Annotated in this window: 22 protein-coding genes, 1 tRNA gene and 1 pseudogene; 10 read left to right on the top strand and 14 right to left on the bottom strand. The window is 41.5% G+C overall.

Features of this window, described 5'->3' with window-relative positions:
- The first annotated feature begins 25 nt into the window (after positions 1 to 25).
- From RMY31_RS29185 to RMY31_RS29175, 3 genes are all read left to right on the top strand, one after another.
- Positions 26 to 1,387, top strand: a complete 1,362-nt coding sequence (locus RMY31_RS29185; protein WP_322656476.1) for a hypothetical protein — start codon at positions 26 to 28, stop codon at positions 1,385 to 1,387.
- Between the two features lie 302 nt (positions 1,388 to 1,689).
- On the top strand, positions 1,690 to 2,925 hold the full coding sequence (locus tag RMY31_RS29180; RefSeq protein WP_322656475.1) for a glycosyltransferase family 4 protein: 1,236 nt from the start codon (positions 1,690 to 1,692) through the stop codon (positions 2,923 to 2,925).
- A 93-nt stretch (positions 2,926 to 3,018) separates the two neighbouring features.
- The gene (locus RMY31_RS29175; RefSeq protein WP_322656474.1) at positions 3,019 to 4,233 is read left to right on the top strand and encodes a glycosyltransferase family 4 protein; all 1,215 of its coding nucleotides are present in this window, start codon (positions 3,019 to 3,021) and stop codon (positions 4,231 to 4,233) included.
- A 76-nt stretch (positions 4,234 to 4,309) separates the two neighbouring features.
- Here RMY31_RS29175 and RMY31_RS29170 read toward each other — a convergent pair whose 3' ends face one another.
- The 7 genes from RMY31_RS29170 to RMY31_RS29140 form a co-directional block, all read right to left on the bottom strand.
- Positions 4,310 to 5,545 (bottom strand): nucleotidyltransferase family protein, encoded by a 1,236-nt coding sequence (locus tag RMY31_RS29170; RefSeq protein ID WP_322656473.1) that lies wholly within the window; start codon positions 5,543 to 5,545, stop codon positions 4,310 to 4,312.
- Positions 5,546 to 5,644: 99 nt separating this feature from the next.
- A complete protein-coding gene (locus tag RMY31_RS29165) occupies positions 5,645 to 7,483 on the bottom strand; it encodes an ABC transporter ATP-binding protein (protein ID WP_322656472.1) in 1,839 nt (612 codons plus the stop codon).
- Positions 7,484 to 7,515: 32 nt separating this feature from the next.
- Positions 7,516 to 8,418, bottom strand: coding sequence for a hypothetical protein (locus RMY31_RS29160; RefSeq protein ID WP_322656471.1), 903 nt, complete (start codon positions 8,416 to 8,418; stop codon positions 7,516 to 7,518).
- A 231-nt stretch (positions 8,419 to 8,649) separates the two neighbouring features.
- Positions 8,650 to 8,832 (bottom strand): lasso peptide, encoded by a 183-nt coding sequence (locus RMY31_RS29155; protein WP_322656470.1) that lies wholly within the window; start codon positions 8,830 to 8,832, stop codon positions 8,650 to 8,652.
- 104 nt (positions 8,833 to 8,936) lie between these two features.
- On the bottom strand, positions 8,937 to 10,952 hold the full coding sequence (locus RMY31_RS29150) for a lasso peptide isopeptide bond-forming cyclase (protein WP_322656469.1): 2,016 nt from the start codon (positions 10,950 to 10,952) through the stop codon (positions 8,937 to 8,939).
- Complete coding sequence (locus RMY31_RS29145; RefSeq protein ID WP_322656468.1) at positions 10,949 to 11,383, bottom strand: lasso peptide biosynthesis B2 protein; 435 nt, start codon at positions 11,381 to 11,383, stop codon at positions 10,949 to 10,951. Before RMY31_RS29145 ends, RMY31_RS29150 begins: the two co-directional genes overlap by 4 nt.
- A complete protein-coding gene (locus RMY31_RS29140) occupies positions 11,367 to 11,681 on the bottom strand; it encodes a PqqD family peptide modification chaperone (RefSeq protein WP_322656467.1) in 315 nt (104 codons plus the stop codon). Before RMY31_RS29140 ends, RMY31_RS29145 begins: the two co-directional genes overlap by 17 nt.
- 605 nt (positions 11,682 to 12,286) lie before the next feature.
- Between RMY31_RS29140 and RMY31_RS29135 the strand changes: the two genes are divergently transcribed.
- From RMY31_RS29135 to RMY31_RS29125, 3 genes are all read left to right on the top strand, one after another.
- Entirely contained in the window at positions 12,287 to 12,463 is a 177-nt protein-coding gene (locus RMY31_RS29135) for a hypothetical protein (RefSeq protein WP_322656466.1), read from the top strand.
- 91 nt (positions 12,464 to 12,554) lie between these two features.
- A tRNA-Gln gene (locus tag RMY31_RS29130) sits at positions 12,555 to 12,626 on the top strand.
- Positions 12,627 to 13,170: 544 nt separating this feature from the next.
- On the top strand, positions 13,171 to 15,369 hold the full coding sequence (locus tag RMY31_RS29125; RefSeq protein ID WP_322656465.1) for a GumC family protein: 2,199 nt from the start codon (positions 13,171 to 13,173) through the stop codon (positions 15,367 to 15,369).
- Positions 15,370 to 15,450: 81 nt separating this feature from the next.
- Here RMY31_RS29125 and RMY31_RS29120 read toward each other — a convergent pair whose 3' ends face one another.
- Both RMY31_RS29120 and RMY31_RS29115 read right to left on the bottom strand, forming a co-directional pair.
- Positions 15,451 to 15,930 (bottom strand): hypothetical protein, encoded by a 480-nt coding sequence (locus RMY31_RS29120; RefSeq protein ID WP_322656464.1) that lies wholly within the window; start codon positions 15,928 to 15,930, stop codon positions 15,451 to 15,453.
- Between the two features lie 237 nt (positions 15,931 to 16,167).
- The gene (locus tag RMY31_RS29115) at positions 16,168 to 16,353 is read right to left on the bottom strand and encodes a hypothetical protein (protein WP_322656463.1); all 186 of its coding nucleotides are present in this window, start codon (positions 16,351 to 16,353) and stop codon (positions 16,168 to 16,170) included.
- Between the two features lie 96 nt (positions 16,354 to 16,449).
- Between RMY31_RS29115 and RMY31_RS29110 the strand changes: the two genes are divergently transcribed.
- Positions 16,450 to 17,745, top strand: a complete 1,296-nt coding sequence (locus tag RMY31_RS29110; RefSeq protein WP_322656462.1) for a hypothetical protein — start codon at positions 16,450 to 16,452, stop codon at positions 17,743 to 17,745.
- 208 nt (positions 17,746 to 17,953) lie between these two features.
- Here RMY31_RS29110 and RMY31_RS29105 read toward each other — a convergent pair whose 3' ends face one another.
- Positions 17,954 to 19,099, bottom strand: a complete 1,146-nt coding sequence (locus RMY31_RS29105; protein ID WP_322656461.1) for a SpoIID/LytB domain-containing protein — start codon at positions 19,097 to 19,099, stop codon at positions 17,954 to 17,956.
- Between the two features lie 283 nt (positions 19,100 to 19,382).
- Here RMY31_RS29105 and RMY31_RS29100 point away from each other — a divergent pair, with 283 nt between their 5' ends.
- Positions 19,383 to 19,595, top strand: coding sequence for a hypothetical protein (locus RMY31_RS29100; protein ID WP_409878766.1), 213 nt, complete (start codon positions 19,383 to 19,385; stop codon positions 19,593 to 19,595).
- Positions 19,596 to 19,642: 47 nt separating this feature from the next.
- On the opposite strand, the gene RMY31_RS29095 is transcribed toward RMY31_RS29100, so the two are convergent.
- A complete protein-coding gene (locus tag RMY31_RS29095; RefSeq protein WP_322656459.1) occupies positions 19,643 to 19,804 on the bottom strand; it encodes a hypothetical protein in 162 nt (53 codons plus the stop codon).
- 95 nt (positions 19,805 to 19,899) lie between these two features.
- Between RMY31_RS29095 and RMY31_RS29090 the strand changes: the two genes are divergently transcribed.
- Both RMY31_RS29090 and RMY31_RS29085 read left to right on the top strand, forming a co-directional pair.
- Positions 19,900 to 20,085, top strand: coding sequence for a hypothetical protein (locus tag RMY31_RS29090; RefSeq protein ID WP_322656458.1), 186 nt, complete (start codon positions 19,900 to 19,902; stop codon positions 20,083 to 20,085).
- A 420-nt stretch (positions 20,086 to 20,505) separates the two neighbouring features.
- Complete coding sequence (locus tag RMY31_RS29085) at positions 20,506 to 20,817, top strand: hypothetical protein (RefSeq protein ID WP_322656456.1); 312 nt, start codon at positions 20,506 to 20,508, stop codon at positions 20,815 to 20,817.
- A 118-nt stretch (positions 20,818 to 20,935) separates the two neighbouring features.
- Here the strand turns inward: RMY31_RS29085 and RMY31_RS29080 are convergent.
- From RMY31_RS29080 to lgt, 3 genes and pseudogenes are all read right to left on the bottom strand, one after another.
- A pseudogene (locus tag RMY31_RS29080) lies at positions 20,936 to 21,130 on the bottom strand (phenylpyruvate tautomerase MIF-related protein); the annotation flags it as partial.
- A 119-nt stretch (positions 21,131 to 21,249) separates the two neighbouring features.
- Positions 21,250 to 22,035 (bottom strand): precorrin-4 C(11)-methyltransferase, encoded by a 786-nt coding sequence (cobM, locus tag RMY31_RS29075; protein ID WP_322656455.1) that lies wholly within the window; start codon positions 22,033 to 22,035, stop codon positions 21,250 to 21,252.
- A gap of 307 nt (positions 22,036 to 22,342) precedes the next feature.
- Positions 22,343 to 23,209: a prolipoprotein diacylglyceryl transferase gene (lgt, locus tag RMY31_RS29070; protein WP_322656454.1), complete on the bottom strand. Its 867-nt coding sequence runs from the start codon at positions 23,207 to 23,209 to the stop codon at positions 22,343 to 22,345.
- Positions 23,210 to 23,448: the final 239 nt, after the last annotated feature.

Below are 23,448 nucleotides of genomic sequence, written 5' to 3'. Positions count from 1 at the left end.
GGAGAATGAAAACATAGGGAAAAACATGAATGCAGAAATAGTATCTCGTACAAAACGAGAAGGATATATCCAAAACTCAAGCTTAATACTGCTAGCATTTTCCAGTGCTTTTTTTTCCCGTCTTCTTGAAACTGTAGGTTTTCCCTCAATCATTAATTTTCTGCACTTTGCCATTGTTCCTTTAGCTGTTGGAATTGTACTACTCAATAGCAAAACAAAAAATCGCTATCAAATAGCAACTACCTGGACTCTTTTATCTGGTCTAGCGATCTTATTAGGAGTGATGTTGGTTAGCGCTCTAGTGAATAAAGCAGGGTTGATTAATGTAGTTCTTGATTTCTTACTTCTTGGCGAACCTTTTCTACTATTGGTGGCAGTAATTAGTATTCCCATGTCCATAAAAAGGTGGGAACGACTAGAAACTTGGTTAATCCGTTTTGGCTTTATTAATATCTTTTTATCTTATCTCCAGCAATATATTATAGTGCCTTATTTTCGTCAGTATTTAAGGACTGGCTTGAGTGGCGCAGATCTAGTTCAAGGAGTTTTCTTTATATCTGGAGGTGGTAATACTTTAGCCGGTGGTATTTCAATGTTTTTTAGTGCGTATTACTTTCAAAAAGCCAATGATGTTCCTCTTTGGCAACGAGTAATGGTGCTACTTGCTTCGTTATGGCAAGTGATATTTAGCGATACGAAGCAGGTAATTTTAGTATTTCTCATAGCTTGGTCTATTTTGTCACTGATTAAAATTAAGAATATTAGAAAGGTACTAATGTCGGTAATAGGTATAGTTTTACTCGTAAGCATGATTATTTGGGGGGCGGAAAATTTAGAAGCCTTTCGTGCTTTCAAAACTTACCTAAGCCCAGAAGTCTTAAATCCTAGTAATGATACAACGCAAATTAAACTTCTACCACTGAGTATGATCCCTTCATACTATCAGTCATCCTTAAATTGGTTGTTCGGACTGGGACCTGGTCATACTGTTGGACGCTTGGGACAAGGAATGCTTAGTAAGTATGATTCTTTGTTCACCCCTCTGGGAGCTACATATAGTCCTATTGGATCGGCTGTTTGGGATAAATTTGCATTACTTGCAGGGGGTAACGGTACATCTTCTATCAGTACTGTTTTCTCTCCTTTTTGGGGCTGGGCTGGTATATGGGGTGACTTAGGATTTGTGGGCTTAGGAGCATACTTGTATCTCGGATATTTAGTCTGGAGTAGACTATGGGGTGACGATTTCGCTCAGTTTTTGCTGCTCAATGTATTAATCTTCGGTTTTATGTCTACTCAACTAGAAGAACCAGGTTTTATGCTCTATATAGCCATCATGGTTGGTCTGCGATGGCAAGAAAAAAGGCTAGAAAATTACAAATCTTAAGTTCGGATTTTCCCACAGCAGATAGTCGCTATAATACTATTTGTTTTTAGTAACGCTGCAAATACCATTGCTAATAATCCTTATAAACAAGATTTTCAGTACCAAAGGGATAGCTGAAACATAAATTTTTACGCCAACGATAATAACATTTACGGTGTTGTTTTATTAAGTATTTTTAGTTAAGAAATTCTGGGTTATGTTGTTTTTATATGTTTAATATTATAGTTATTTTCTCAAGTAGCCAAATTAACAATAAAAAGTGGTAAAGGGATAAAAAATCTCATTATAGAAGTATATTTTTTATGAAAATTCTGATTTCTGCATATGCCTGCGAACCAGGTCAAGGTTCTGAGCCAGAGGTAGGCTGGAATGTCGTCCGAGAAGTCAGCAAATATCACCATGTCTGGGTATTGACCTCAAACTGCCACCGACTAGGTATTGAAACTGAATTAGAAAGCAATCCATTGCCTAACCTAAACTTTGTTTACCTCGATCCCTTTGGCTGGGTAATAGATTGGAGCCTGAAAGGGAAGCAAACGCAAAAGTGGGTTCAGTTTCACTACTACATCTGGCAAATTAAAGCTTATTTTGTCAGTTACTTACTCTACCAGGAAATTCACTTTGACATAGTACATCATGTAACGTACGTTAAGTATTCGTCACCAAGTTTTCTTTCACTGTTACCGATTCCATTTATCTGGGGTCCTGTAGGTGGTGGAGAATCAACTCCCAAAGCTTTTTACAAAGATTTCAGTCTTCATAGCAGAATCTACGAATTGTTGAGAAATTTGGCTCGCTGGCTTGGGGAACAAGACCCTTTTGTACGTCTGACTGCGCGACGTAGCATCCTAGCTTGGGCTACAACTGATGATACAGCTCAAAGGTTGCATCACATCGGTGCAACAAATGTTCAAATACGTTCTCAGTTGGGTATCTCTCAGGAGGAATTAGTCAAACTTGCAAATTACACAATGCCCCTTCATTCTCCTATAAGGTTCATTAGCGTAGGTAGGCTTCTGCACTGGAAAGGATTTCATCTAGGATTAGCTGCATTTGCCAAAGCAAATCTACCCGATTGTGAGTATTGGATTGTGGGCGAAGGATCTGAGGAACAACAACTACAAATCATCACTCAAGAACTAGGTATTACTGAGCAAGTGAAATTTTGGGGTAGTTTGTCGCGTGACCATACCTGGAGTAAGATAGGACACTGCCATATACTAGTTCATCCTAGCTTGCACGAATCAGGGGGGTTTGTATGTTTAGAAGCAATGGCTCTAGGGCAGCCAGTGATTTGTTTAGATTTAGGTGGACCAGCTATTCAGGTGACATCAGAAACTGGCTTCAAAATCCAGGCGCGTACACCTGAGCAAGCAGTACAAGATATTGCTAAAGCGATGAGGTGTTTGGCTTCAGACCCAGAATTGAGGTTGCGTATGGGTCATGCTGGTCAACAACGGGTAAAAGAGTTTTTTAGTTGGGAAATTCAAGGTTTTTTCTTATCTGAATTATATAAAGAAGTTTGTACTCAGCGATAGATACCTGACTTGACAAACCCAAACTTTACCAGTTTCTACCCTTCTAGCTTAATTAATAGACTATTTATCAAAATCCAGCTTAGAGAAACAAGCATGAAGCTGTTAATTTTACATAATCGCTACCGATTTGCTGGTGGTGAAGATAGGGTAGTTCAGGCAGAAAAAAGATTGTTAGAGGCGAATGGCCATGAAGTGATTTTATTAGAAGAAAATAATCACAGTATAATCAGTGTTTGGGATACATTTGTAGCAGCAGGAGGAGCTATCTATTCTTTTGCAGCTAAAAACCGGGTCGAAGCAGAAATCAGTCGATTTTGTCCGGAAATAGTGCATGTGCATAATTTTTTTCCGCTACTTTCTCCTGCTGTGTACGATGCTTGTTATAGTGCGGGAGTACCTGTTGTCCAAACTCTTCACAACTATCGACTTGCTTGTCCTAAAGCAATGCCGTTTCGAGATGGCAAGACTTGTGAAGATTGCATTGGTAAACTGATACCTTGGTCTAGTGTTGTTCATGCTTGCTACCGCAACTCCCATCTCCAAAGTTCAGTTGTAGCAACAATGAGTACCTGGCATAGACTGCGAGGTACTTGGCACAAGCGAGTAGATGCTTATATTGTTTTTACCCATTTTCAAAAAGAAAAAATGGTTCAAGCTGGACTACCGACAGAAAAAATCTATATTAAACCAAATTTTGTTTTTCATGCCGACTTTCCACACAAAGATAGTCAGTGTGGTAAAGGTAACTACATACTTTTTGTTGGAAGACTTTCAGAAGAAAAAGGAGTTTCAGTTCTGATTGATGCCTACATTCAGAACAACTTATCCATACCACTAAAAATTGTTGGTGACGGACCCTTACGTCAAGTATTACAGGCAAAAGCCCAAAATGCAGGCTATGAAAATTTGATTGAATTTTTAGGATTTCAGGATAAATCAAAAGTTTTGAGACTAATGCATAATGCAAACTTTTTAGTGATACCTTCTATTTGGTATGAGGGCTTTCCTTTAACTATTGTAGAAGCTTTTGCTTGCAGTCTCCCTGTACTAGCTCCAAAATTAGGAAGTATGGCAGAGATAGTAGAAGATGGGGTAAATGGTTTGCACTTTGAGGCTGGAAATTCTCAGGATTTAGCTGCTAAAATTAACTGGGCGATAAAGCACCCAGAAGTGATGGCTGCTACTGGTAAAAATTGTCGTTCCACCTACGAATCTCAGTACACTTCAGAAGCTAATTACAACCAGTTGATGAAAATTTATCAAGAAGTAATTGATAAAGCAAAGTTCAAATTCAGAAATAAGTTATAGTTGATTGTGTCCAGAAATAAAGAAATGTACAATACGAAATATTATTAAGTTTATATATCTTAATTAGCTAATTTTACTACTTTATGATATGATCTGTCATTAAACGAATTGGTCTTATTAAATAGTATAAAAATGATAAAAATTTAGGTAAATGTACAAAACTGCGGTCTGCAATTGTTGGGACAACTATATGTTCATAACAATAGTAAGTTTTGTCCCAAGGATGTTCTATTAACTTTAAATGAAACAATGCAATTTTCAACTGGCTATTTGGTAAAGAATCTGCGGTTGGATAATAAAATTGCATAATAATCTGAGAATAAAGGGATTTAACTACTGGCTCATCTGCTATTTTTTGTATGATTGTTTCGGGAACCTCTGCATCCAAAAGTTCATGAGCTAGTGAAAGGCCAAGTAACAGCATTCGTCTCATTCTTAGCTTGGTAGTACGCTGCCAAAGCTTTTCCCAATTTACCTGAGGATAGGTACGAATTGCTTCGCTTAGATCGCAAATCCGATTCAGCGATCGCCAACAATCTTTACCGCCTTGCGAACAGAGAATTATAATCAGATTCTCTGCTGAAAAGCTAAGTATCTGCTTATCTGCAAAAGCAATAACTTTTGTATCTTTCCAGATCCATTCTGTATTATATGTAGCTGAAAATTGCTTTGATAAGATGCCTTGGTGAACGTCTAAAGTAATCTGCTCTTTGGAATCGTTTAGATGTAGTTCCCAATGAGAACGCAGATATGCATTTTGTTCTTGAACGGTGAGAGATTTCAAATAAGCTGCTTCTTTTTCACTACTATCGGCATATGGTTCAAATCCTTGAGCCATCAAAATTTCTTTGGTCTTGAGAAAATCTTTTCTATGAACTAGAAGATCCAAATCGCCGAAAGTTCGACGCGCTATATCTCCGTAAGTTGTAGCAGCTAATACGGGACCTTTAAAAGGAATTACAGGAATTGCATTCTCTTCAAAAATATTTAGAATTTTGACCAGTTTACTTGACTTGAAAAGACTGCGTTGAGCATTAGCAAAATAATAGCGCTGCAAATAAATAAGCACATCTGTTGGCACAAATTGCGAACAAGTATTGTTGAGAGTTAAAAATAGTAGTGGTAATACTCGATGCCAATAGGCAATTTCTAGTAGATATTTCCAATCAATATCTTCTTTTAGAAGTATTTTGATTTTCTTACTATTTTCCTCATCTATAAAAGTGCGCGTACAACAAAGTAATAACTTAATTTCAGGACGAATATTTGTATTTTGCTGCCGTATTGCTTTTTCTAATAATACTTTATTCATAGATAATACTTACTTTTTTGATGATTTTGTACAACCGATCGCATATTTTTAATAAAATGAGTTGATTTAGAAAAAATAATTATTTGATAGAGTAAATTGCTAAATTAGGCTGTTTTCAATTTTGGTTGACGAACCAGCTTCCATTTGATCTCGCCAAGACTGTGCATAAAGACCGTTTAAATTCAACAATTCGTTATGGCTACCAGATTCCACAATGCAGCCAGCACGCATAACGTGAATAATATCCGCCTGCATCGCCAGGGTGAAGCGATGAGTAATCACGATCGCAGTGCGATCGCTTGCTAAACTACGGAATCTCTCCAGCCAATCGTGTTCAGCCCAAGGATCCATAGCACTAGTTGGTTCATCCAAGATAATGATTTGGGCACGTCGAAAAAATGCCCGTGCTAGGGCCAGACGCTGCCATTGTCCGCCACTCAAATCAGTTCCATCTGGAAACAACTTACCTAACATCGTGTTATATCCTAAGGGCAAGCGTAAAATCTTCTCATGGATACCTGATGCTTGAGCCGCTGCTTCAATTTCTGCCTGATTTGATGCTGCTGACACATCACCCAAGGCAATATTTTCACCAGCCGTTGTGTAGTAGGAGGTTGGAGATTGAAACAAAACGGTAATTAATCGGCGGAGTTCTTTCACAGAAAAGTCACGCAGATCTACCCCATCTAGTTCAATACTTCCCGAATTAGGATCGTAAAAACGGCATAAAAGCTTAATTAGCGTGCTTTTTCCAGCACCATTATCACCAACGATCGCCACAATTTTACCAGATGGGATTGTCAGATTAAAATTCTCTAGTACTGCTTCCTCAGTCCCAGGGTAGCAAAAGTTTATCTGCCGAAAACGAATTCCCTGTTTAGGTGTTGCAGGCACTGGTACTGGGTTGGGTGGGTCTACAATTTTGGGCTGGATCTTTAAAAAATCAAACAAATTAGCAATAAATAAGCTATTGCGATAAATTTGCCCCAGATTCCCTAAAATATCCTTGACAATTCCCTGCCCCTGACGGAATGCTTGGAAAAATAGGGCTAAATCTCCTAAAGTCAAAATCCCTAGTAATACTTGTCGTCCCATCCAAGCCAAAGCAATACCAGAAATAGTTAATGCAATTATTGCAGCAACGAAGCGACCTATAGTTTGATCTCGCAGTAGCTTTAGCTGTTCTTGTCTGAGCCGACGACGCAGATTTCTATAAGATGATTGAAAGTAATCAGCAGAGTCAAACAATCTGACTTCTGCTGCCATCGCACTGTTTGTTAGCAGATAGTCGTAGTACGTCAGCCATCTGCGATCGGTTGTGGTTCTTTGTGACCATTGATACTGAACTTTATTTAGGTAAATTAGCACATAAAATGCAGGGAAGGCGCTGATGACCAGAATTGTGGGCAGCCATAGACCGTAAGGAAGCAAAACCGCAGCCATGGCCAACAAAGTAACGCTATTTTGCAATAGCCCTCCAGTACTTTCTAGTAAAGCAAGCGATCGCCCACTAGCCCCCTCCCTGGCTCTATTTAGTTTGTCGTTATACTCAGAGTATTCATAAAATCCATAATCGACAGCAACAGACTGTTTTTGAATCAAATTAGTGATATGGTCGCTGACCAATTCTGATTGAGCTGTCCGAATCCATTCCGCGGCACTATTCAAAAACTCTCCCACGAGCATAATCCCCGCCATCAACCCTACTGGTAAAAGAATTTTTTGAATACTGACCGCAGAGATACCAGAACCAGTAACTTGCACTAAAGCATTCACCGCCCATGGAGTTAGAGAAATGGAAACTGCGGGGAGCAATCCTTGGACAAACAGCAAAACCATCCAGACTAATGTCCAATACCTAGACGCACTCCACACCAAGCTGAGAGTTTTGACCAAATGGGAAAATATAGTGTTTGCACTGCGAAGTTTGCTAATCAAAATATCAAAACCCTATAAATTGTCGAAGCAAATTACAAAGAACTAGAGACAGTGGTGAAGGTATCGGCGCTGTCTGCCAAGTCATGTTCAACGAGCTTCACCAGTTCGGGTAAGTCTGCTAAAGCAGGTTTGCGAGTGAAGCGACGAAAGCTAACGTTTTTCACAAGCTCAGTACAAAGACGCAGATGGGAAGCAACAAATTCTGTCTCTGTTACTGCCATCATGGCACGGGTGTGACGTACTAGTTCGATGAAGGCATCCTGTGGTTGTAAACTAGTAATTTCGTGATTTGTTCCCTTGGACAATACATAAATCCGATGTAGCGGTAGAGGATTCTGTTGGAAACCACTACGAGGAAATTTGTAGGCTAGCTTGAATGAGTTTTGGGAAACCGGAGACAAACTTTCGCTATTGTGTCCTAGAGAAGCTACTGCTTCCGGCCAAAGCTTGAACTGAGGATAGGCAGGAAAAACTGTTGGGCAACCTGCGGCTATTTCTACAGGCATGACATCATCAGTTAAAGTATCATAGCCCTGAGTGTGGAATGCTGCTGCTAAAGTTGACTTACCCCATCCGGAACCACCCATAAATGCGACTGCTTTGTTGTTGATGTCAACACAACTAGCATGAAGAACCAGCAATCCTCGCTGCCGCAGTAATACACATAGTATGGGTCCCAGCACTAGATTGCGGAGTAAAGCTTCTTCCACTCCAGGCAGGGTATCAACGATCACTTCACATCCTTTGTGTATGACAAACTTACCAACTCCTGGTAAATCTCCTAGAAAATTACTACCACGGTCAAATTCCACCCCAGTTACATCGCCGACTTTACCAAACCGTACAATCACATCTGGATTACCCTGGCTCTCAATCAGTTCGGGCAAAAGCAGTTCAGAGGCAATGCATAAATTGTAGGCTTGATAAACTTTCATATTTAGCTATATGTCAACGTTTCTTCAGAGTCTGGCAATTAAAATCAATATGTAAAACTCAGATTTTGCCAAAAATATATTTGTCAGATGAAATGCCACGGGGACTTACCATAAATTTTGGTGAGATCCCTGCGGCAATTTACTTCATTCGTTTTTACAGATGCAATCCGAAGATTTTGCACAGAGAACTAGTAGAACTATTTCTCCTGCAATTTTCCAGGTGGATACCCTTTATTGGTAGAGGTCTACAGAACCATCACCAGTGATTGGGTTATTTGTAGCGGGGTTGGTTGCGGGAGAGGAACTGCCGGGAAAGAACAAGAAATCATCCTTATCAGATTTGCCAAGCAGTTGGGTAATCTCCGCAACGTTGCCGTGAGTTGTTAAAGTGGGTGTACTGTACTGTTTTTTCACGATCGATCTCCTCTTTTTGAGTTTGATTTGTAATTCAGGGTAATAACCCTTAATACTTGGACTTACAGCGTGCAAATAAAGCCACAACCTGCCAAGAATTGGACTTACAGCATCACTTGCTTGTGGTCAAGCCACAAAGCCAAAGTGACAGCCTGCCAAACTACCGTACTGTCATCATTGCTAGCTTTGTCATCGGCTGATATCAGTCGCTGATAAGCTGTTCGTAAGAAATCTACATTTATATACTTTTCAATACTTTCTAGTTTGTTGCACATCACTTCATCAAGAAGTTGGCGATCGCGATGCACTAGACCATGCAGAAAATTCGGTGTTAAATTTGTTTTTCCTCCACGCCATTGAATTGTTTCCGGCAGGATACCGTCTAAGGCACGACGCATCACCATGCGACCCCATCCTTGGTACAACTTCTGTTCAGAAGGTAACGCTAGACAAAATTCAATTAGTCGCTTGTCCATAAACGGATGACGAGCTTCTAAGGAAAACATCGCTGCATATTGATCCATCTGCTCTAGGGTGTAAACCAGTATCCCCTGTGTGAGACTACGCCAATGTTCTTCTCTAAGGGTGAGAGGTGATTCGGTGGAGTTATCTAGTGTCTGAATCCGCTCCTCTAAGTGAATTCGTTCGGCAAATTGACGCTTAACTAAAGGAATTTGCGAAATCAAGGATTTTGGGGAATTTTCTTGTTTGCGCCAAAGCTGCAAGACTTGCTCTACCAGGGGTTTAATTCCGTGATGGATAATCAATAGTTTGCGGGAAATACCAAAATATTGATGGATTTTCTGCACTCCTTGAGCAAATGCTATCCACCGGAACTGTTTTGCTAAATCCCGCAGCTGTGGCAGCCCATAATTTCGCAACACAGCAGTGTGTGAAACGTTATGATGTGGTGATAGAGCTTTGACTTCTTGTGCAAAAGTTTTCCACTTTCCTGCGCGTGCAAGTTCTGTGAGTCTAGTTGTACCATGACTGACGGTGGTATCTCCATCAAAACCATCTAGAGAAATCCGCAGTCCCAATTCCTTTGCAGCGTCATTGATCGTCCAAGGATAAAAATGACTTGGGCCTAACAAAGCTTCATCTTCATACTGGAAAATACTATCCAAGTTAGATAGCGGGCCAAACCGATCGCCGTGAACGTAGTGGGGAATTAATCCTCCCTGTTCGAGTACCGCATTGATGAAGGGACGCTCGTCACATTCAGAAATTTTGTCAAAAATACTTGAAATGGTATGTAGCGGAGTTTTTCCTTCTCGAGCAAGTAAATTCCGTGCTACACAGGTAATGGCAGAAGAGTCTAATCCACCGCTTAAGTGAGTTGCGATCGCAAAGGCACTACGCAAACGACAACGTACTGCTTCTGTAAATATCTTCCGAAATTCTGCTGCATAGGCCTCATTTGATTCTAACCGTAATTCCCGCTGCTCCAGCGTCCAATACGACCATATATTTAGCCCCGATTGGTTAACAACCATACTGTGAGCGGGAGGAAGCCTTAAAATGTCTTGGTAAGTAGTGATGGTTTTGTCTTCCATCATCAATGCTAAGTAATCAGCTATTCTTACCTCGTTCAGTCGGCGCGGTACTTGTGGTAAACATAACAGTGCTTTAATCTCTGAAGCGAATGCAAAGACTTGACTTGGCAGGTAATAGTAATAAAAAGGCTTGACTCCAAAATGATCTCTTGCACAAAAAAGAGATTGCTGGCGTTTATCCCAAATAGCAAAAGCAAAGTCACCTAAAAGATGTTCTGGGCAAAACTCGCCCCACTTTTCATAAGCAGCTAATATAAACTCGCTATCTGTAATCTTTTCGATTGGGCGTTCTGGCAGTTTCAATAAGGGTATCAGTTCCTCTCGATTATCAATGCGAGCATCTGCTGTTATCGCAAGATTCCCTGCTTGATTAACAAAAGGTAGTTTCTCTATTAATGATTCAGAAGTTGTCCATAGCATTCGATGTCCAAAACCAACAGACTCCTCAACCCAGATATCTGCACCATCAGGGCCTCGGTGTGCAAGTATATCGACCATTTTTTCTAAGTCTTGATAACTTACAGGCTGACTATTAAGATTCTGAACACCCATAATGCCACTCATAATTTCACGCCCTCCAAGGATGGCAGTGGCATATAGCGCGAAAGGTCTTGAAGATTGCCAATCACAACCCATCCTTGGTACTCAATCCAAGCATGAGCTTCCAGTTTTCCTGTTTCTCCTTTTGTAACACCAATGCGGAGTTCAGGAGAGTAGCCGTGGCGATTCATCAGTACTTGAGTAGCCAAGGCACGCGCCAGACATTTCGCACCAGGTACGTAACGGGTCGCTGCGTTGACAGCCCAAACAATCTTGCTTATGGAGACTCTATGGGAAATCTGCCCTTGTTGGTTAATTCTATTTAAGATTTTCAATAAGGTGCTAAACCGTAGTAACCACAACCCTAGCCTAATTGCTGCCAGTAAAATCAAGGTCTTGATTAAAAAATAGCGATCGCCTGCACTCAAACGCAGGAAATTACGCATTCGTCTCATTTTTAACCTCAATGAGTCCAGCAGCTAGCAGGTCATTCAGCAAAGCGATGAGGTCGCGATCGCAACGTTCAGTTTCAACTTCATATTCTTCTAAAAGAATATACTTAATATCTTTTACAGCTTTTGGTTCTTGAATTAAAGTCCAAATCCTTGCTCCTATCTCATTGAGTCCATGATAAATTCCAGTCTTGAGATGCAGAATGACCGCTTCACCGCCAATATCTGAAAAGATTTGCTCTTTATCTGCTACTACTACTGAAGAGTCTGAGATGTAGGTTTCTAATTCTGTAAATTTCATCTTTTCTCAATTTCCTCTGATTACCTATCTAAGATTTTGCATAGCTCATGCGTCTCATGTATTGCTTGTTACATTCACATCTGGTAGATAAAACAGTTTTTTTATACACAAGCCTTATTTAGACCATCTTGCTAAAGTAGTATTCAAAATCAGCAACGTACTTAATCAGACGACACCCGTCTCAGTAATAGCAGACTTTTTCAGCATAAAGAGTTACACTATATAGCTCTTTAATAATTTTTTCTGCTGATATACCCGAAAATTTTGTATAAAAAGTGTTAACTTTATAAACCAGCGTGATTTGGCAGAAGCACTTATTCGCATAGTCTTGTATCCAAAATGTTGGATAAGCTAGGAAATTTACTCACTGTATCCAAATGTTATTCTACATACGTGTATTCTTTTTTAAAGACAGATTCATCAAAAAAACACAGAAATGTCAAATTTTTGTAAAGTTAAGTTGAATTTACGCAGTTATTAAGCAGCTACAATGAATTGCATAGACCCCTTCGGAGTTCGGCAGTCACTCATGGGGGAAACTACGCCAGTTGCTACCCTTCTCCTACGGTCGCTGCTGCGCCTAGCTTGCTTAAAAGCAGGGAAACGTGAATGCTTTCAGCAAACAAGTTGCAAAGCCGATGGCAGTCGCTTTATGCCGAGGAAACCTTTCGGCTGTTCCTCTTTGGGGAAACCACCAAGACCGGACTGCCTCCCCAACGCAGTGGCTCCCTAATACTGAAGTTGCCTCACCAGAACGAATGAAAGTTTACCTTGCTGACTAAATTCATTCACTACAGTGTTTTTTCTGAATTTCCTCTTCAAGTACTTGACACTGTCCTAGGATAGGCTGTTATATTAATGAAGGCATGGCTTTGGGGCGTAGCCAAGTGGTAAGGCAGCGGGTTTTGGTCCCGCCATTCCTAGGTTCGAATCCTAGCGCCCCAGTACACAGAGAAACTACATTTATCATCTACTCTAGGATTATTGAGTCAGACAGTTTTTTTAGGTGTTTCCCGTCAATCACCCATCACAAAAGCTTCAGTTGAGATGGGTAACTTTACCCCAACTTATTATCTTTAGTCTTTAGCCACAAAATTAAAACAGTCAAGCAGCAAGCTGGAAAATAATGTTAGTTGTAACTCAGGCTTACTATTGGCTGGTAAAAATTATGTATGACTTTGATTCAAGGTCAGATGAACTCATAAATAAATTTATCCTAGGCAATGTTACTGTAGTTATATTGCGCTGCTCTGATTAAGCCTGTATTTTAAAGACTGTAGTCAGAATTATGAGTACATTAGCCTGGTTTTTAACAACACCCATAACATTAAGGGTACTTGGGCTATATAATTAACCAATTAATTTACTAGTTTGTTTGAGTACACTAGCGATCCAAGGTAATTTGCGGAAAGTCCAACTACCTACGCCAACATCAAATCGAAGGACCCACTTGTGTAAAAAGTTTTGGTAGTTTAATTTACAAAATACTATGCAAAAGTTAGAGAAATATCCTCACCTGTTGTCAGAAGCTAACGCTGCTCAATTAAATGACAGTGATGAGGGTGGATTGAATCTGGGCCAAATAGGAGCGGTTCTGCGTCGCCGAATCCTGCTAATTCTTGGTATAACAGGCTTATTAGCAACGGCGGCAGTGTTGAAGGCAGAAACAGATCCACCAGTATATCTGGGGACGTTTGACATTTTAACTAGACCAGTAACAGGTGAGAGCAAAGTTATACAAGATGTTCCTCAAGCTTTAGGTGGCGAAGAAGCAGCAGGAAAGTTAAGCAATACAACGATTCTAGTTTTGCAAAGTCATCGAGTTCTCGATCCTATTATTGAAAAGCTGCAACCTAAATACCCAGACCTGACTTATAAATCACTTCTTAGTAGCTTAGTTATTCAACCTGCGGTCAAGAACGGACAGATTTTACAAGTCCAATATACTGATGAAGACCAACAAAAAGTTATTGATGTTTCAAGTTTACTAGCTGATGCTTATCTGAAGTATAGTCTCGAGGAGCGTCAGTCAGACGTGGATCAGGCTATTAAATTTGTTATAGAACAAAGAAAACCATTGGAAGAGCGAGTTAAATACTGGCAAAACCAATTGCGAAACTTGAGATGGGAAAATAGCTTAATTGACCCGACACAGAAAGCTAATGAATTAGCTGGTCAAATTGCTAGTTTTCAAAAAGAGCAAATAGCTAATCGGGTGGAAATAGAAGAATTAGTAGCCAGATATGAAGATTTGCGAAGGGAATTAGTGCAACAGCCAGGTGAAAGGGCTGGTAATTCTGTGCTGAGTGAAAATGCTAGATATCAAAGGATACTCGATCAAATTCAAGCAGCAGACATTGAAATTACAAGACAGTCAGCTGTGTTCACGGATGATAATCCAGCAATGGAGACATTAAGGCAAAGGAAAGCTTATTTACTTCCCTTGCTTGCACAAGAAGAGATGCGAGTTCAAAGAGATTTTCAAAGCCGCATCCGTTCCCTGATAGCACGCGATCGCGCCCTCGATGAGAAAATAAAAAATCTCAACAATAGTGTGAGAGCCTTGGCAACTATTAGCCGTAATCACGATAACATTCAACGGGAATTACAAATTGCCAACAATGGACTCACGCAATTTACAGCTAAACAACAAGCGTTGCAAATTGAGAAATCTCAAAAGCTACAACCTTGGTCGTTACTCGATCCCAAACTAACTCAAGTAAATGAACCTAGTGCTGTTTCAGACAGTGCTAAGAGAAACTTAGCCTTAGGAGGTCTTTTAGGTTTACTGTTAGGTGTCGGAGCAGCTTTAGTTGTAGATAAACTCAGCGACATATTCTACTCTGCTCAAGAACTTAAAGAAAATACTAGACTGCCATTATTAGGGATAGTTCCTTTAAGAAAAGAACTTGAAGGAGCAGGAGCAAATTTATCAAGAAGTGTACAACAACCACTTCGCGCTTCCTTTTTTGAAGTTTTTCGCTCTCTGTACACCAATATTCTGCTTTTGGGTTCAGATACGGCAATTCGTTCTCTCGTGATTAGCTCAGCGGGACAGGGAGACGGTAAGTCTACCATTGCTATACAGCTAGCGCAAGCAGCCGCTGCCATGGGTCAAAGAGTATTACTAGTGGATGCTAATCTACGTTGTCCTAGCCTACACAATCGAGTAGGACTGATGAACATTCAAGGATTGACAGATGTAATTTCACAAGATCTAGACTGGCACAACGTGATAGAGCGATCGCCCCTTGAGGAAAATTTGTTTGTCATGACTGCCGGACCAACTCCACCAGACTCAATTAGGTTACTTGCATCTCATAAAATGCAAGATTTGATGAATGACCTACAAGCAAGTTTCGATTTAGTGATTTATGACACTCCACCTCTGTTAGGATTTGCAGATGCCTACCTTCTAGCTAATAATACCAATGGCATTGTGCTAGTAGCTGGTTTAGGCAAGCTAAAACGCACTGCACTACAGCAAGTCTTAGAAGAGATTAAAATATCAGGCACTCCCTTCTTAGGCATGATAGCCAACAAGTCCAAAGACGCTACACATGTTTCTCATAACTACTATCAGCAATATTACAAACAGAGCGGGAGTGCTGAGAGTGTCAGTGTAGAAGTAGTAAATGAAAATAATTCCTCAGCTTCTTATGCTTTGAGAAAAACTAGAAGACCTTAGATTGGGTAATTAATAAAGTCAAAAGTCAAAAGTTTTTTCTTTTGACTTTTGACTCTTGTATTACTCAATAGCAATAACAAGTTACTTTTCAGGCGATTTTAAAGCCTCGTCTAAAACTTGCCTAGCTTGCTCTGCCCTAGCTCGCGCTTCTTGATAACGCACATTAGCTTGGGCAAAATTTTTGAGAACTTTAAAACCTTCCTTGAGGCGTGTAATTTCCTCTTCAGTTACCGATTTATCTGAAAAGAGAACATCAACAGCCTTGCGAATTTCTAAGGCTTCTGTGCGAGATTCCTGAACTTTAAGCTTGAGTGTAGCTAGGTTGTTAAGAACCTGGACAGCTTGTGTAATAGCGTCCTCACCGCTAGTAGAATCAGTAGTTGGTTCTTTCACCTCAATTAATTGTTGAGGGCCAAATCCCTCTTCTAATTCTGTGGATAGCTTACCCGCATCCATCAGTTCCACCAACTGATCCATCGCTTTTTCACGGGCTTTAGCTGAATCTTTGCCAGGAACAGTGAGGATAATTTCTGGGCTTTGAGCGAGAGTATACTGAGCCATATGCTAGGACAGAAAAGTTGCTGGTTAACCAAGCCAAGGTAGATAATTTTAACATGAAGATAGTGGCAAATAGCAGCTTAATTCTCATCCAACTAATCTAATCGTCTCTGGCAAGCTGCCATCTGTTTTTTGCCCGCGTGAAATCAATTAAATCTGAACTCCACCACTGAGGGTAGCCAAAAGCGTCATTATTGTATTGCAAGCTGTGACCATCGCTAAAGGACAATGTTGCTGTTTCTAGATATTGGCAAGCATCAAGCTTAAAATCGAAGTAGGCTGGACGATCGCAAACAAGACAAACCTGATGCTAAGGATAGATCCAACCGCAATGATGTAGAGCAATTGGAGTAGTTGCCATCGAGTTGAGTCATGGGTACAACGCAACACTGAGATGCAAAAATCTAGCATTGCGGCAATTTGCATCCTTCTCGAGCGCTTGCGATTGGTATCCTGACAAGGTACTCAAAATAAAACTTTATACTTAAGAGAGAAAGTGAATTTCAATAGGAGGGGAGAGCTATGGCTCCTAATCCCACCATTATGCAAGCTGTGGAACAACTGGGCTACCGCGTTACCATTGGTGATGTGGCAACTCAGGCAGGATTAAATGTTGCTGAGGCTGGACAAGGATTACTAGCTCTAGCTTCTGATGCTGGTGGACATTTACAAGTAGCAGAAACTGGTGATATTGTTTACCAATTTCCGCGCAATTTTAGAGAGATTTTACGTAATAAATACTTGCAGTTACGATTGCAGGAATGGTGGAAAAAGGTTTGGGGAATTATGTTTTACCTCATTCGCATTTCCTTTGGAATTTTCTTAATTGCTTCTATCGCCCTAATTACTATTACCATCATTATCATCGCCACTGCTGCCAACTCAGACCGTGATAGCAACGATCGAGGCAGCAATTTTGGTGGGGGGTTTTTCTTTTTCCCAGATTTGTTCTGGTACTTTAGCCCAAATTATGACACTCACTACCAAGAACGGCGGCGCGAAAGGCATCAACAAAGCAATCTGAATTTTTTTGAGGCTGTATTTTCGTTTTTATTTGGCGATGGTAATCCTAATGCCAACTTAGAAGAACGCCGCTGGCAAGAAATTGCGACTGTAATTCGTAGTCACCGTGGCGCAGTAGCAGCAGAACAAATCGCTCCGTATTTAGATAATATTGGTGAGATATATACACAACAGTACGAAGATTATATGTTGCCCGTTCTCATCCGATTTAACGGGCAACCAACGGTAAGTTCTGAGGGGCAGATTGTATATTACTTCCCAGAATTGCAAGTGCGTGCAGCCAAACAGCATCGTCAGTCAGTGTCAGTGTATCTAGAGGAATCGCTTTGGCGTTTTAGTGCGGCCAGTTCTGGGCAAATTACCTTAAGTGCTGGGTTAGGCATACTCAATTTTGTCGGTGCATTAGTCTTGGGAAGTTTGTTAAGAGATGGCACAGTTGCCGCCCAATTGGGTGGACTAGTAGCTTTTGCACAAGGGATTTATTGGTTACTGTTGGCTTACGGAATAGGTTTTTTAGGCATACCACTGGTGCGTTATTTCTGGATTCAGTGGCGCAATCGCAAAATTGTTGCACGCAACCGCGATCGCCTTTCCCGAGCTAGGCTATTGACAAACCCAGATATAGCTTTACAGCAAAAAATTGACTACGCCCGTCAGTTTGCAACCGAAAAAGTCATCGGGCAAGAAGATTTAGTATACTCCACCGAAACCGACTTACTCGAACAAGAAGTGGAGCGTTCTGCACAAATTGACGCTGAATGGCAAAAGCGTCTCCAGCAAGGGAGTGGGGAGTAGGGGACATCCAATAATTAAATTACTCAATTCCTGCATCCAATACCAGTATCCAATTTCTTCTCCCCCTGCCTCCCCTGCTCCCCCTGCTCACCCAAGCGATTGATTATTTTTTTATTTGGAAGTCCCTAGGGATTGGGGATTGGTAATTGGTAAATTATATTTTTCTTCCTCATTACCCATTACCCAGTCCCTAGTCCCCAGTCCCCAATTACTTCGCCTTAATTGGTGTTAGAGCTACACCTTGGTAATAATGCCCTAAAATTTGTAGGTGGTTTGCTCCTTGGCGAGCTAGATTGTATGCACCCCACTGACTCATGCCTAAAGCGTGGCCAAAGCCAAGTCCTTGCAGTACAAAACCGCCATTCGCTCCCTTAGAAACGCTAAAACGGGTGCTTTTAAGTTTAAGCGCAGTCCGCACTTCCTCGCCTTGTAGCACCTTTGTACCTTTGTCACCAACAATTTTTAAGACTTTAACACTGCGGAAAGGAGAATAACTCTCTGGAATCATCTCCTTGACATTGCCCACACCAGAAATTCTGGCGCTAATTTCCGTAGGTGAGAAGGTTTTCACCCAATTACACTCACTGATATTTTGATCGTAGTCCTGAACGGCACGCAAGTAAGGTAAGCTATTTCCCCAAACATCTTCCACATTTTCGGTGTGTCCCCCTGAACAAGCGTGGAAGACTGAGAGAATAATTTTGTTTTGATAAGTTAGTACCTGCCCTGCTGTGCCATCAACTGCGGTATATGTGGAAGGAGATTCACTGCTGACACCTTTGTATATTTGCCAGCGATCGGGAGTATCACCTAAATCGTAAATGGGATTATTGCGCTGTTTTTCCCGCTCGTAAAGGGCATAAGTACGAGCTGCGATCGCTTGAGCTTTTAAAGCTTCTTGAGGCCAGCGGGCATCCATTTCCCCACCGATGACGCTGTAGAGATATTCTTGCACATCAACCCAGTTAACGGCTGTTAAGCCTTTTTCTGTGGGGACAACCAGAGTTCTACCTCGAAACCAGCGATCGCCAATATAAACGAATCCTTTACCTGTCGGTTCAATCCAAAACAAACCAGACTGCCACTTATCCAAAGCAACTCCGCCAGGAATAGCTTGGGCATAAAAGGCATTCATCCCCGGCAATTGTCCGAGAGTACGACCGGTACTGTCCTTAACAACCGCAGTCGTGGAACTGCCGACTTTTACTTGATTAACTCCCCTTTCAATTGCCACACGCAGAATTACAGAGGCTTGAGCGGGAGCAACCAAAGCAATCCACAAGAAGATACTGAGCCACCAATGACGTACTTTGATCTGGGAAAATAAAGAGCCGAGGTACAGTTGGAATTTCATACCGATCGTTTAAATCAAAATTGGTATCTGCTTGACGCTTTAAAATCTAGCGTCTACTACTCAACATGAGACAGTTCTCCAACACAGGAGGTTGCCACTTCACTCTAAAGTTTAACCCCACTTGATTAAAGTGGGGTTTGGCATCAGGTATTTACGATCGTTGAGCTTTGACAGCCGTTTGCCACTTGATTTTGCAATGAGGACAGTTAGTAAACAGTGATGAAATTTCAAAGCAACTGACTACTTCGCCGCAAATAGCCTCTACGTAGGCTTGTCCGTTCCAATGCCCAGGAACGTAATGGATTATTTTTTCTTCACTCATTTGCGATCGCGTAGCGCGCCTCGCACGGGCTTGCATCCCTTTTGGATGCAAGCTAGCAGCTTCGCTGCTGCTGTAGAGCTAAGCGCTCTACAGCTAACCGTGCATGAAGCGATCGCTCCTCGGCATAGTACAAGCGTTCGCCAGACGCGATCGCATTTCAAAACTTTGGGTTAGTTAAAAAGGATTGTTGTCTGGGCCTACTGGCTTATCCTGGTCTGCGGTCATTGGCTCAACTGGATAAAGTTGAGTGCGGACAAAGGCCATGAAAGAGCAACTTGTTCTGGCTGGTCTGATTGTTCAACTGTGGCGGTTGCTTCCATTGTTTCTGTTTGGTAATTGCCCAGGTTTTTCACCCGCTTGTAAGTGATGGTTTCGATTTTCATAGATGTGTGATATTTTTTACATATTCAAGGTTGAATTAGCTGAATTGATTTCAAGCGATCGCGCCACTTGATAAACGCGATCGCTTTTGATTTAGATGAGCTATCCTTGGGTAACTTCTATTTATGAAACCTCAAAGTATTGCCTTGTTTATTTCATAGGCATAACCTCCAACGAACCAGACGATCGCATCAGTGATGGTAGGAAATCACCAGTGAGTGTGCTGGCGAATCATGGTTATAGTTATGTTTCCGAAATCGGCAAGGATTTGATTCGCGTCTAAATTTATACCTCCAGCGATAGGACGGACAAGGCGGAGCAGATGGGAATGAACCGCACCAAGTTTTTAACCCAGATAGCGAGGGGGAAATTCGTTTAGAGAAAGGGATTCTAGTGGAAGACAGACAGCTGCTGGGGGAATCCGTAGCAGGCTAAAAGAGTTACAGCAAGCCTACCTTGGGTATGTGGATGCTGATAAGGAAAAACTTGAAACCTGCTTAAAAGAGAACGAGGTTCGCCGCAACGAAATAGTTGCAGCAATGCAGCAACTAGAAAGCCTTCTATTTAAGGCATTAGGAAATAGTGACGAAAATCCTTAAACCGTCCTCACCCATACAGGGAGGACGGTTTTGCTTTGTGCGATCGCATTCACTACACCACTGCGATCGCACGTTGAATGTTCTTTTAAATAAGTGAGTGAAATATGGGACTTTATAACCCTAGTCAAGTTACAGTTACTACACCCAGTAGTGGCACGTCAACACCTACAACTGTTCCGGCTTCTATTACTAGCGTTACTGTTCTAGATGCTAATTCTAATCGACAAGGTGCAACTATCTGGAATGAAAGTACAGCTAACTTGTATATAGAGTTTGGCGCAACAGCTACTACAAGTGCTTTTACCGCTAAATTGTCAGCAGGTGGCTATTTTGAAGTGCCTTTGCATTACACAGGCGTAATTAGTGGTATTTGGAGTGCTGCGAATGGGAATGCTTTGGTCAGAGAGCTAACTTAAAAAATGCCACTTTTTAATAGCGATTTGCTAGTGAATGTAGATTCTCACCCTGGCTTCAAGTCAGGGAATTATTACTTGTAATCTCCAATGGTTTGTTTTTCCAACAGCTTAACTCACGCTTGGATTCAACGTAGCAAATGGGATCTGTAGTACCAGCAAAAGTCATGGAAATTCCCGGTTCAAAAGCCGTCATTACATAGGATTCTGGTTTTCCCAAATGTTTTGCTAACTTGCCTGATAGGCTTAAAAGCATTGCCTCAACTTCAGCTTTTTGAGGAGTAGATACAGAAGTTTGTACTTTAATTAATGGCATAGTAACGAATTGGCATTTTAAATTTTATTGACATTTTTAAGTTTCCCGAACCGCAGAGGAGATGAGGGGGGATAAGAGAGCAGGGGGAGAAATAACTAATACCCCAGTCCCCAATACCCTTACTTATGAGAGGAGCGAAATAGGTGGTTGTGTTTGGGATGATATAAACGCGATCGCCCTGTTGCTGGTAAGAGTGCGGGGCTGATTAAATAAAGTGTGGTGCGAATCAGCTTTTCTTCATGAGTACAGGCTGCCATGTTATGAAGAGGAACGACCCTGATTTTTTCATCGGGCCATCCTAAGCGATAGCAAATCGCTATTGGGGTTTCGCTTGGGTAGTGTTCGAGTAGTTTAGCTTGGGCATTTTCAACGTGACGCGCACTCAAATAAAGGCAGAGACTAGCTTGATGTGCAGCCAGAGTGGCTAATTCTTCTTTGGCGGGGACTTCTGTACGTCCACTGATACGCGTCAAGATGATGGTTTGGACTAAACCGGGGACAGTCAGTTCTATTTTGAGTTTGGCAGCGGCGGCTTGAAAGGCGCTAATCCCTGGTATGACTTCAAAAGGAATGTTTGCCTCTGCGAGCAGGTGTATTTGCTCGTGAACTGCACTGTAGAGACTGGGGTCGCCAGAATGGAGACGAACAACAGATTTGTGTTGCGATCGCACCCGTTCAATCGTCAGCGCTAGAATTTCCTCTAAAGTCTTATTTGCAGTGCCAATCATTTCTGCATCTTCTCGACACAGGTGCAAAATCTGTTCGGGTACCAAAGAATCAGCGAATAAAATCACATCAGCAACAGCTAGTAGTTTCTGCGCCTTGACGGTTAATAATTCTGGATCTCCAGGGCCTGCTCCCACAATATACACTGCGGATTTTATGTAATCCAAATTGTTTTGCATACAAACTTTTTAGCTAATTTACGTAATTACCAGCAGGCATAAAATTTGCAAAAAAATTTTTTAGTACTTTCTCAGTATCTTTCCGGATTAACCATATTCTCTCTAGTAGAGAGTAATGGTAGATGCACCCTGGTTAAGCCCTAGAGAACACTCTGGGGCATTTTTTATTTTTTGTTAGTTGTTATTCTCCTTGTCCCCTCATCTCCACGGCAGTTGATGCCAGTCCGCTTAAGTCGGGAGACCCGCCCACGCGGCTGGCTCCTCCACTTGGGGAAACCCCAAGACCCTTCGGGTTCGCCAGCTTCTCCTACTCCCCATTTTCTTGAAAGGGAGAAACTACATCAGGCAAGGGGCGTTTACGTATATAAAGCCAAGCTAACCCAGCTAATCCCAAGGTAATTCCGGTGAGACTAACAACTTGTGCTATTCGCAACGGCCCCAGCATCAAGCTATCAGTGCGAAGACTCTCGATCCACAGTCGTCCTAAGCTGTATGTAGCTAGGTAAACCATAAACAACGTACCTACTCGTAAGCGTGACTTGCCAGATAAACCTCGAAAAAATAAAGTTATCAGCAGGGCAAATACCATCAAATCCCATAGAGATTCGTACAGGAAGGTGGGATGAAAGTACTCAAAATTAATCAATTCTGGAGGACGGCGTTCTGGTGGGATATACAACTTCCAAGGTAAGTTGGTAGGGCCGCCAAAAGCCTCAGAATTAAAGAAATTCCCCCAACGCCCGATCGCCTGTCCTAAAATCAGGGAAGGGGCTACTAAATCTGCTAGTTGCCAAAAAGAAACCCGCTTGAGCTTGGCGAAGATTAATGCTGCTAAAATGCCACCAATAATCGCTCCATGAATGGCAATACCTCCTTCCCATATCGCAATAATGCTTTTTGGTCTTGAGGCATATTCTGACCACTGAAACAAAACGTAATAAAGCCGCGCTGCGGGAATTGCTCCAATCACCAGCCAAATAGACAAATCGCTCAGCAAATCCGGATTAACGTTACGACGCTTTGCCAAGTACTGAGAAAGGCTAACCCCGATTAATACAGCTGAGGCAATCAACAAGCCATACCAGCGGATAGTAATTGGGCCTATTTGCCTCAGAATTGGTCCTGGAGAAGTAAATTGAAACGCCAAAGGCAAAGTTGAAAGATCCAATGCCATGCAAAAGTACCTAGTTGACTAAATTGTTGTGCTTTATCAGCTTCTAACACTACGACTAGAAGGGGCTTTCTGTATATAAATAATTAGAACAGGTTTTGCTTGACTGGGGATTGGGGACTGGGGATTGGGGAAAATGAGAGAAATAACTACTGACCACTCCCTCCTGACCAATCTTTTAACTTCTTAAGCAAAAATATTAGTTCGCTAGGATTCAATTGGGTTTCGATATAATTACCCAA

The organism is Dendronalium sp. ChiSLP03b, from assembly GCF_034531165.2.
GTDB lineage: Bacteria > Cyanobacteriota > Cyanobacteriia > Cyanobacteriales > Nostocaceae > Dendronalium > Dendronalium minutum.
This window is presented reverse-complemented; position numbering and strand designations above follow the sequence as displayed.

What these genes read in the sequence shown, in the direction of transcription:
- RMY31_RS29180 (WP_322656475.1), top strand. Translation starts at nt 1,690, where the DNA reads ATGAAAATTCTGATTTCTGCATATGCCTGCGAACCAGGTCAAGGTTCT.
- RMY31_RS29140 (WP_322656467.1), bottom strand. Translation starts at nt 11,681, where the DNA reads ATGAAATTTACAGAATTAGAAACCTACATCTCAGACTCTTCAGTAGTA.
- RMY31_RS29110 (WP_322656462.1), top strand. Translation starts at nt 16,450, where the DNA reads ATGGCTCCTAATCCCACCATTATGCAAGCTGTGGAACAACTGGGCTAC.
- RMY31_RS29120 (WP_322656464.1), bottom strand. Translation starts at nt 15,930, where the DNA reads ATGGCTCAGTATACTCTCGCTCAAAGCCCAGAAATTATCCTCACTGTT.
- RMY31_RS29150 (WP_322656469.1), bottom strand. Translation starts at nt 10,952, where the DNA reads ATGAGTGGCATTATGGGTGTTCAGAATCTTAATAGTCAGCCTGTAAGT.
- RMY31_RS29090 (WP_322656458.1), top strand. Translation starts at nt 19,900, where the DNA reads ATGAGCTATCCTTGGGTAACTTCTATTTATGAAACCTCAAAGTATTGC.
- RMY31_RS29125 (WP_322656465.1), top strand. Translation starts at nt 13,171, where the DNA reads ATGCAAAAGTTAGAGAAATATCCTCACCTGTTGTCAGAAGCTAACGCT.
- RMY31_RS29100 (WP_409878766.1), top strand. Translation starts at nt 19,383, where the DNA reads ATGCCCAGGAACGTAATGGATTATTTTTTCTTCACTCATTTGCGATCG.
- RMY31_RS29115 (WP_322656463.1), bottom strand. Translation starts at nt 16,353, where the DNA reads ATGCAAATTGCCGCAATGCTAGATTTTTGCATCTCAGTGTTGCGTTGT.
- RMY31_RS29175 (WP_322656474.1), top strand. Translation starts at nt 3,019, where the DNA reads ATGAAGCTGTTAATTTTACATAATCGCTACCGATTTGCTGGTGGTGAA.
- RMY31_RS29160 (WP_322656471.1), bottom strand. Translation starts at nt 8,418, where the DNA reads ATGAAAGTTTATCAAGCCTACAATTTATGCATTGCCTCTGAACTGCTT.
- RMY31_RS29185 (WP_322656476.1), top strand. Translation starts at nt 26, where the DNA reads ATGAATGCAGAAATAGTATCTCGTACAAAACGAGAAGGATATATCCAA.
- RMY31_RS29095 (WP_322656459.1), bottom strand. Translation starts at nt 19,804, where the DNA reads ATGAAAATCGAAACCATCACTTACAAGCGGGTGAAAAACCTGGGCAAT.
- lgt (WP_322656454.1), bottom strand. Translation starts at nt 23,209, where the DNA reads ATGGCATTGGATCTTTCAACTTTGCCTTTGGCGTTTCAATTTACTTCT.
- cobM (WP_322656455.1), bottom strand. Translation starts at nt 22,035, where the DNA reads ATGCAAAACAATTTGGATTACATAAAATCCGCAGTGTATATTGTGGGA.
- RMY31_RS29145 (WP_322656468.1), bottom strand. Translation starts at nt 11,383, where the DNA reads ATGAGACGAATGCGTAATTTCCTGCGTTTGAGTGCAGGCGATCGCTAT.
- RMY31_RS29170 (WP_322656473.1), bottom strand. Translation starts at nt 5,545, where the DNA reads ATGAATAAAGTATTATTAGAAAAAGCAATACGGCAGCAAAATACAAAT.
- RMY31_RS29085 (WP_322656456.1), top strand. Translation starts at nt 20,506, where the DNA reads ATGGGACTTTATAACCCTAGTCAAGTTACAGTTACTACACCCAGTAGT.
- RMY31_RS29105 (WP_322656461.1), bottom strand. Translation starts at nt 19,099, where the DNA reads ATGAAATTCCAACTGTACCTCGGCTCTTTATTTTCCCAGATCAAAGTA.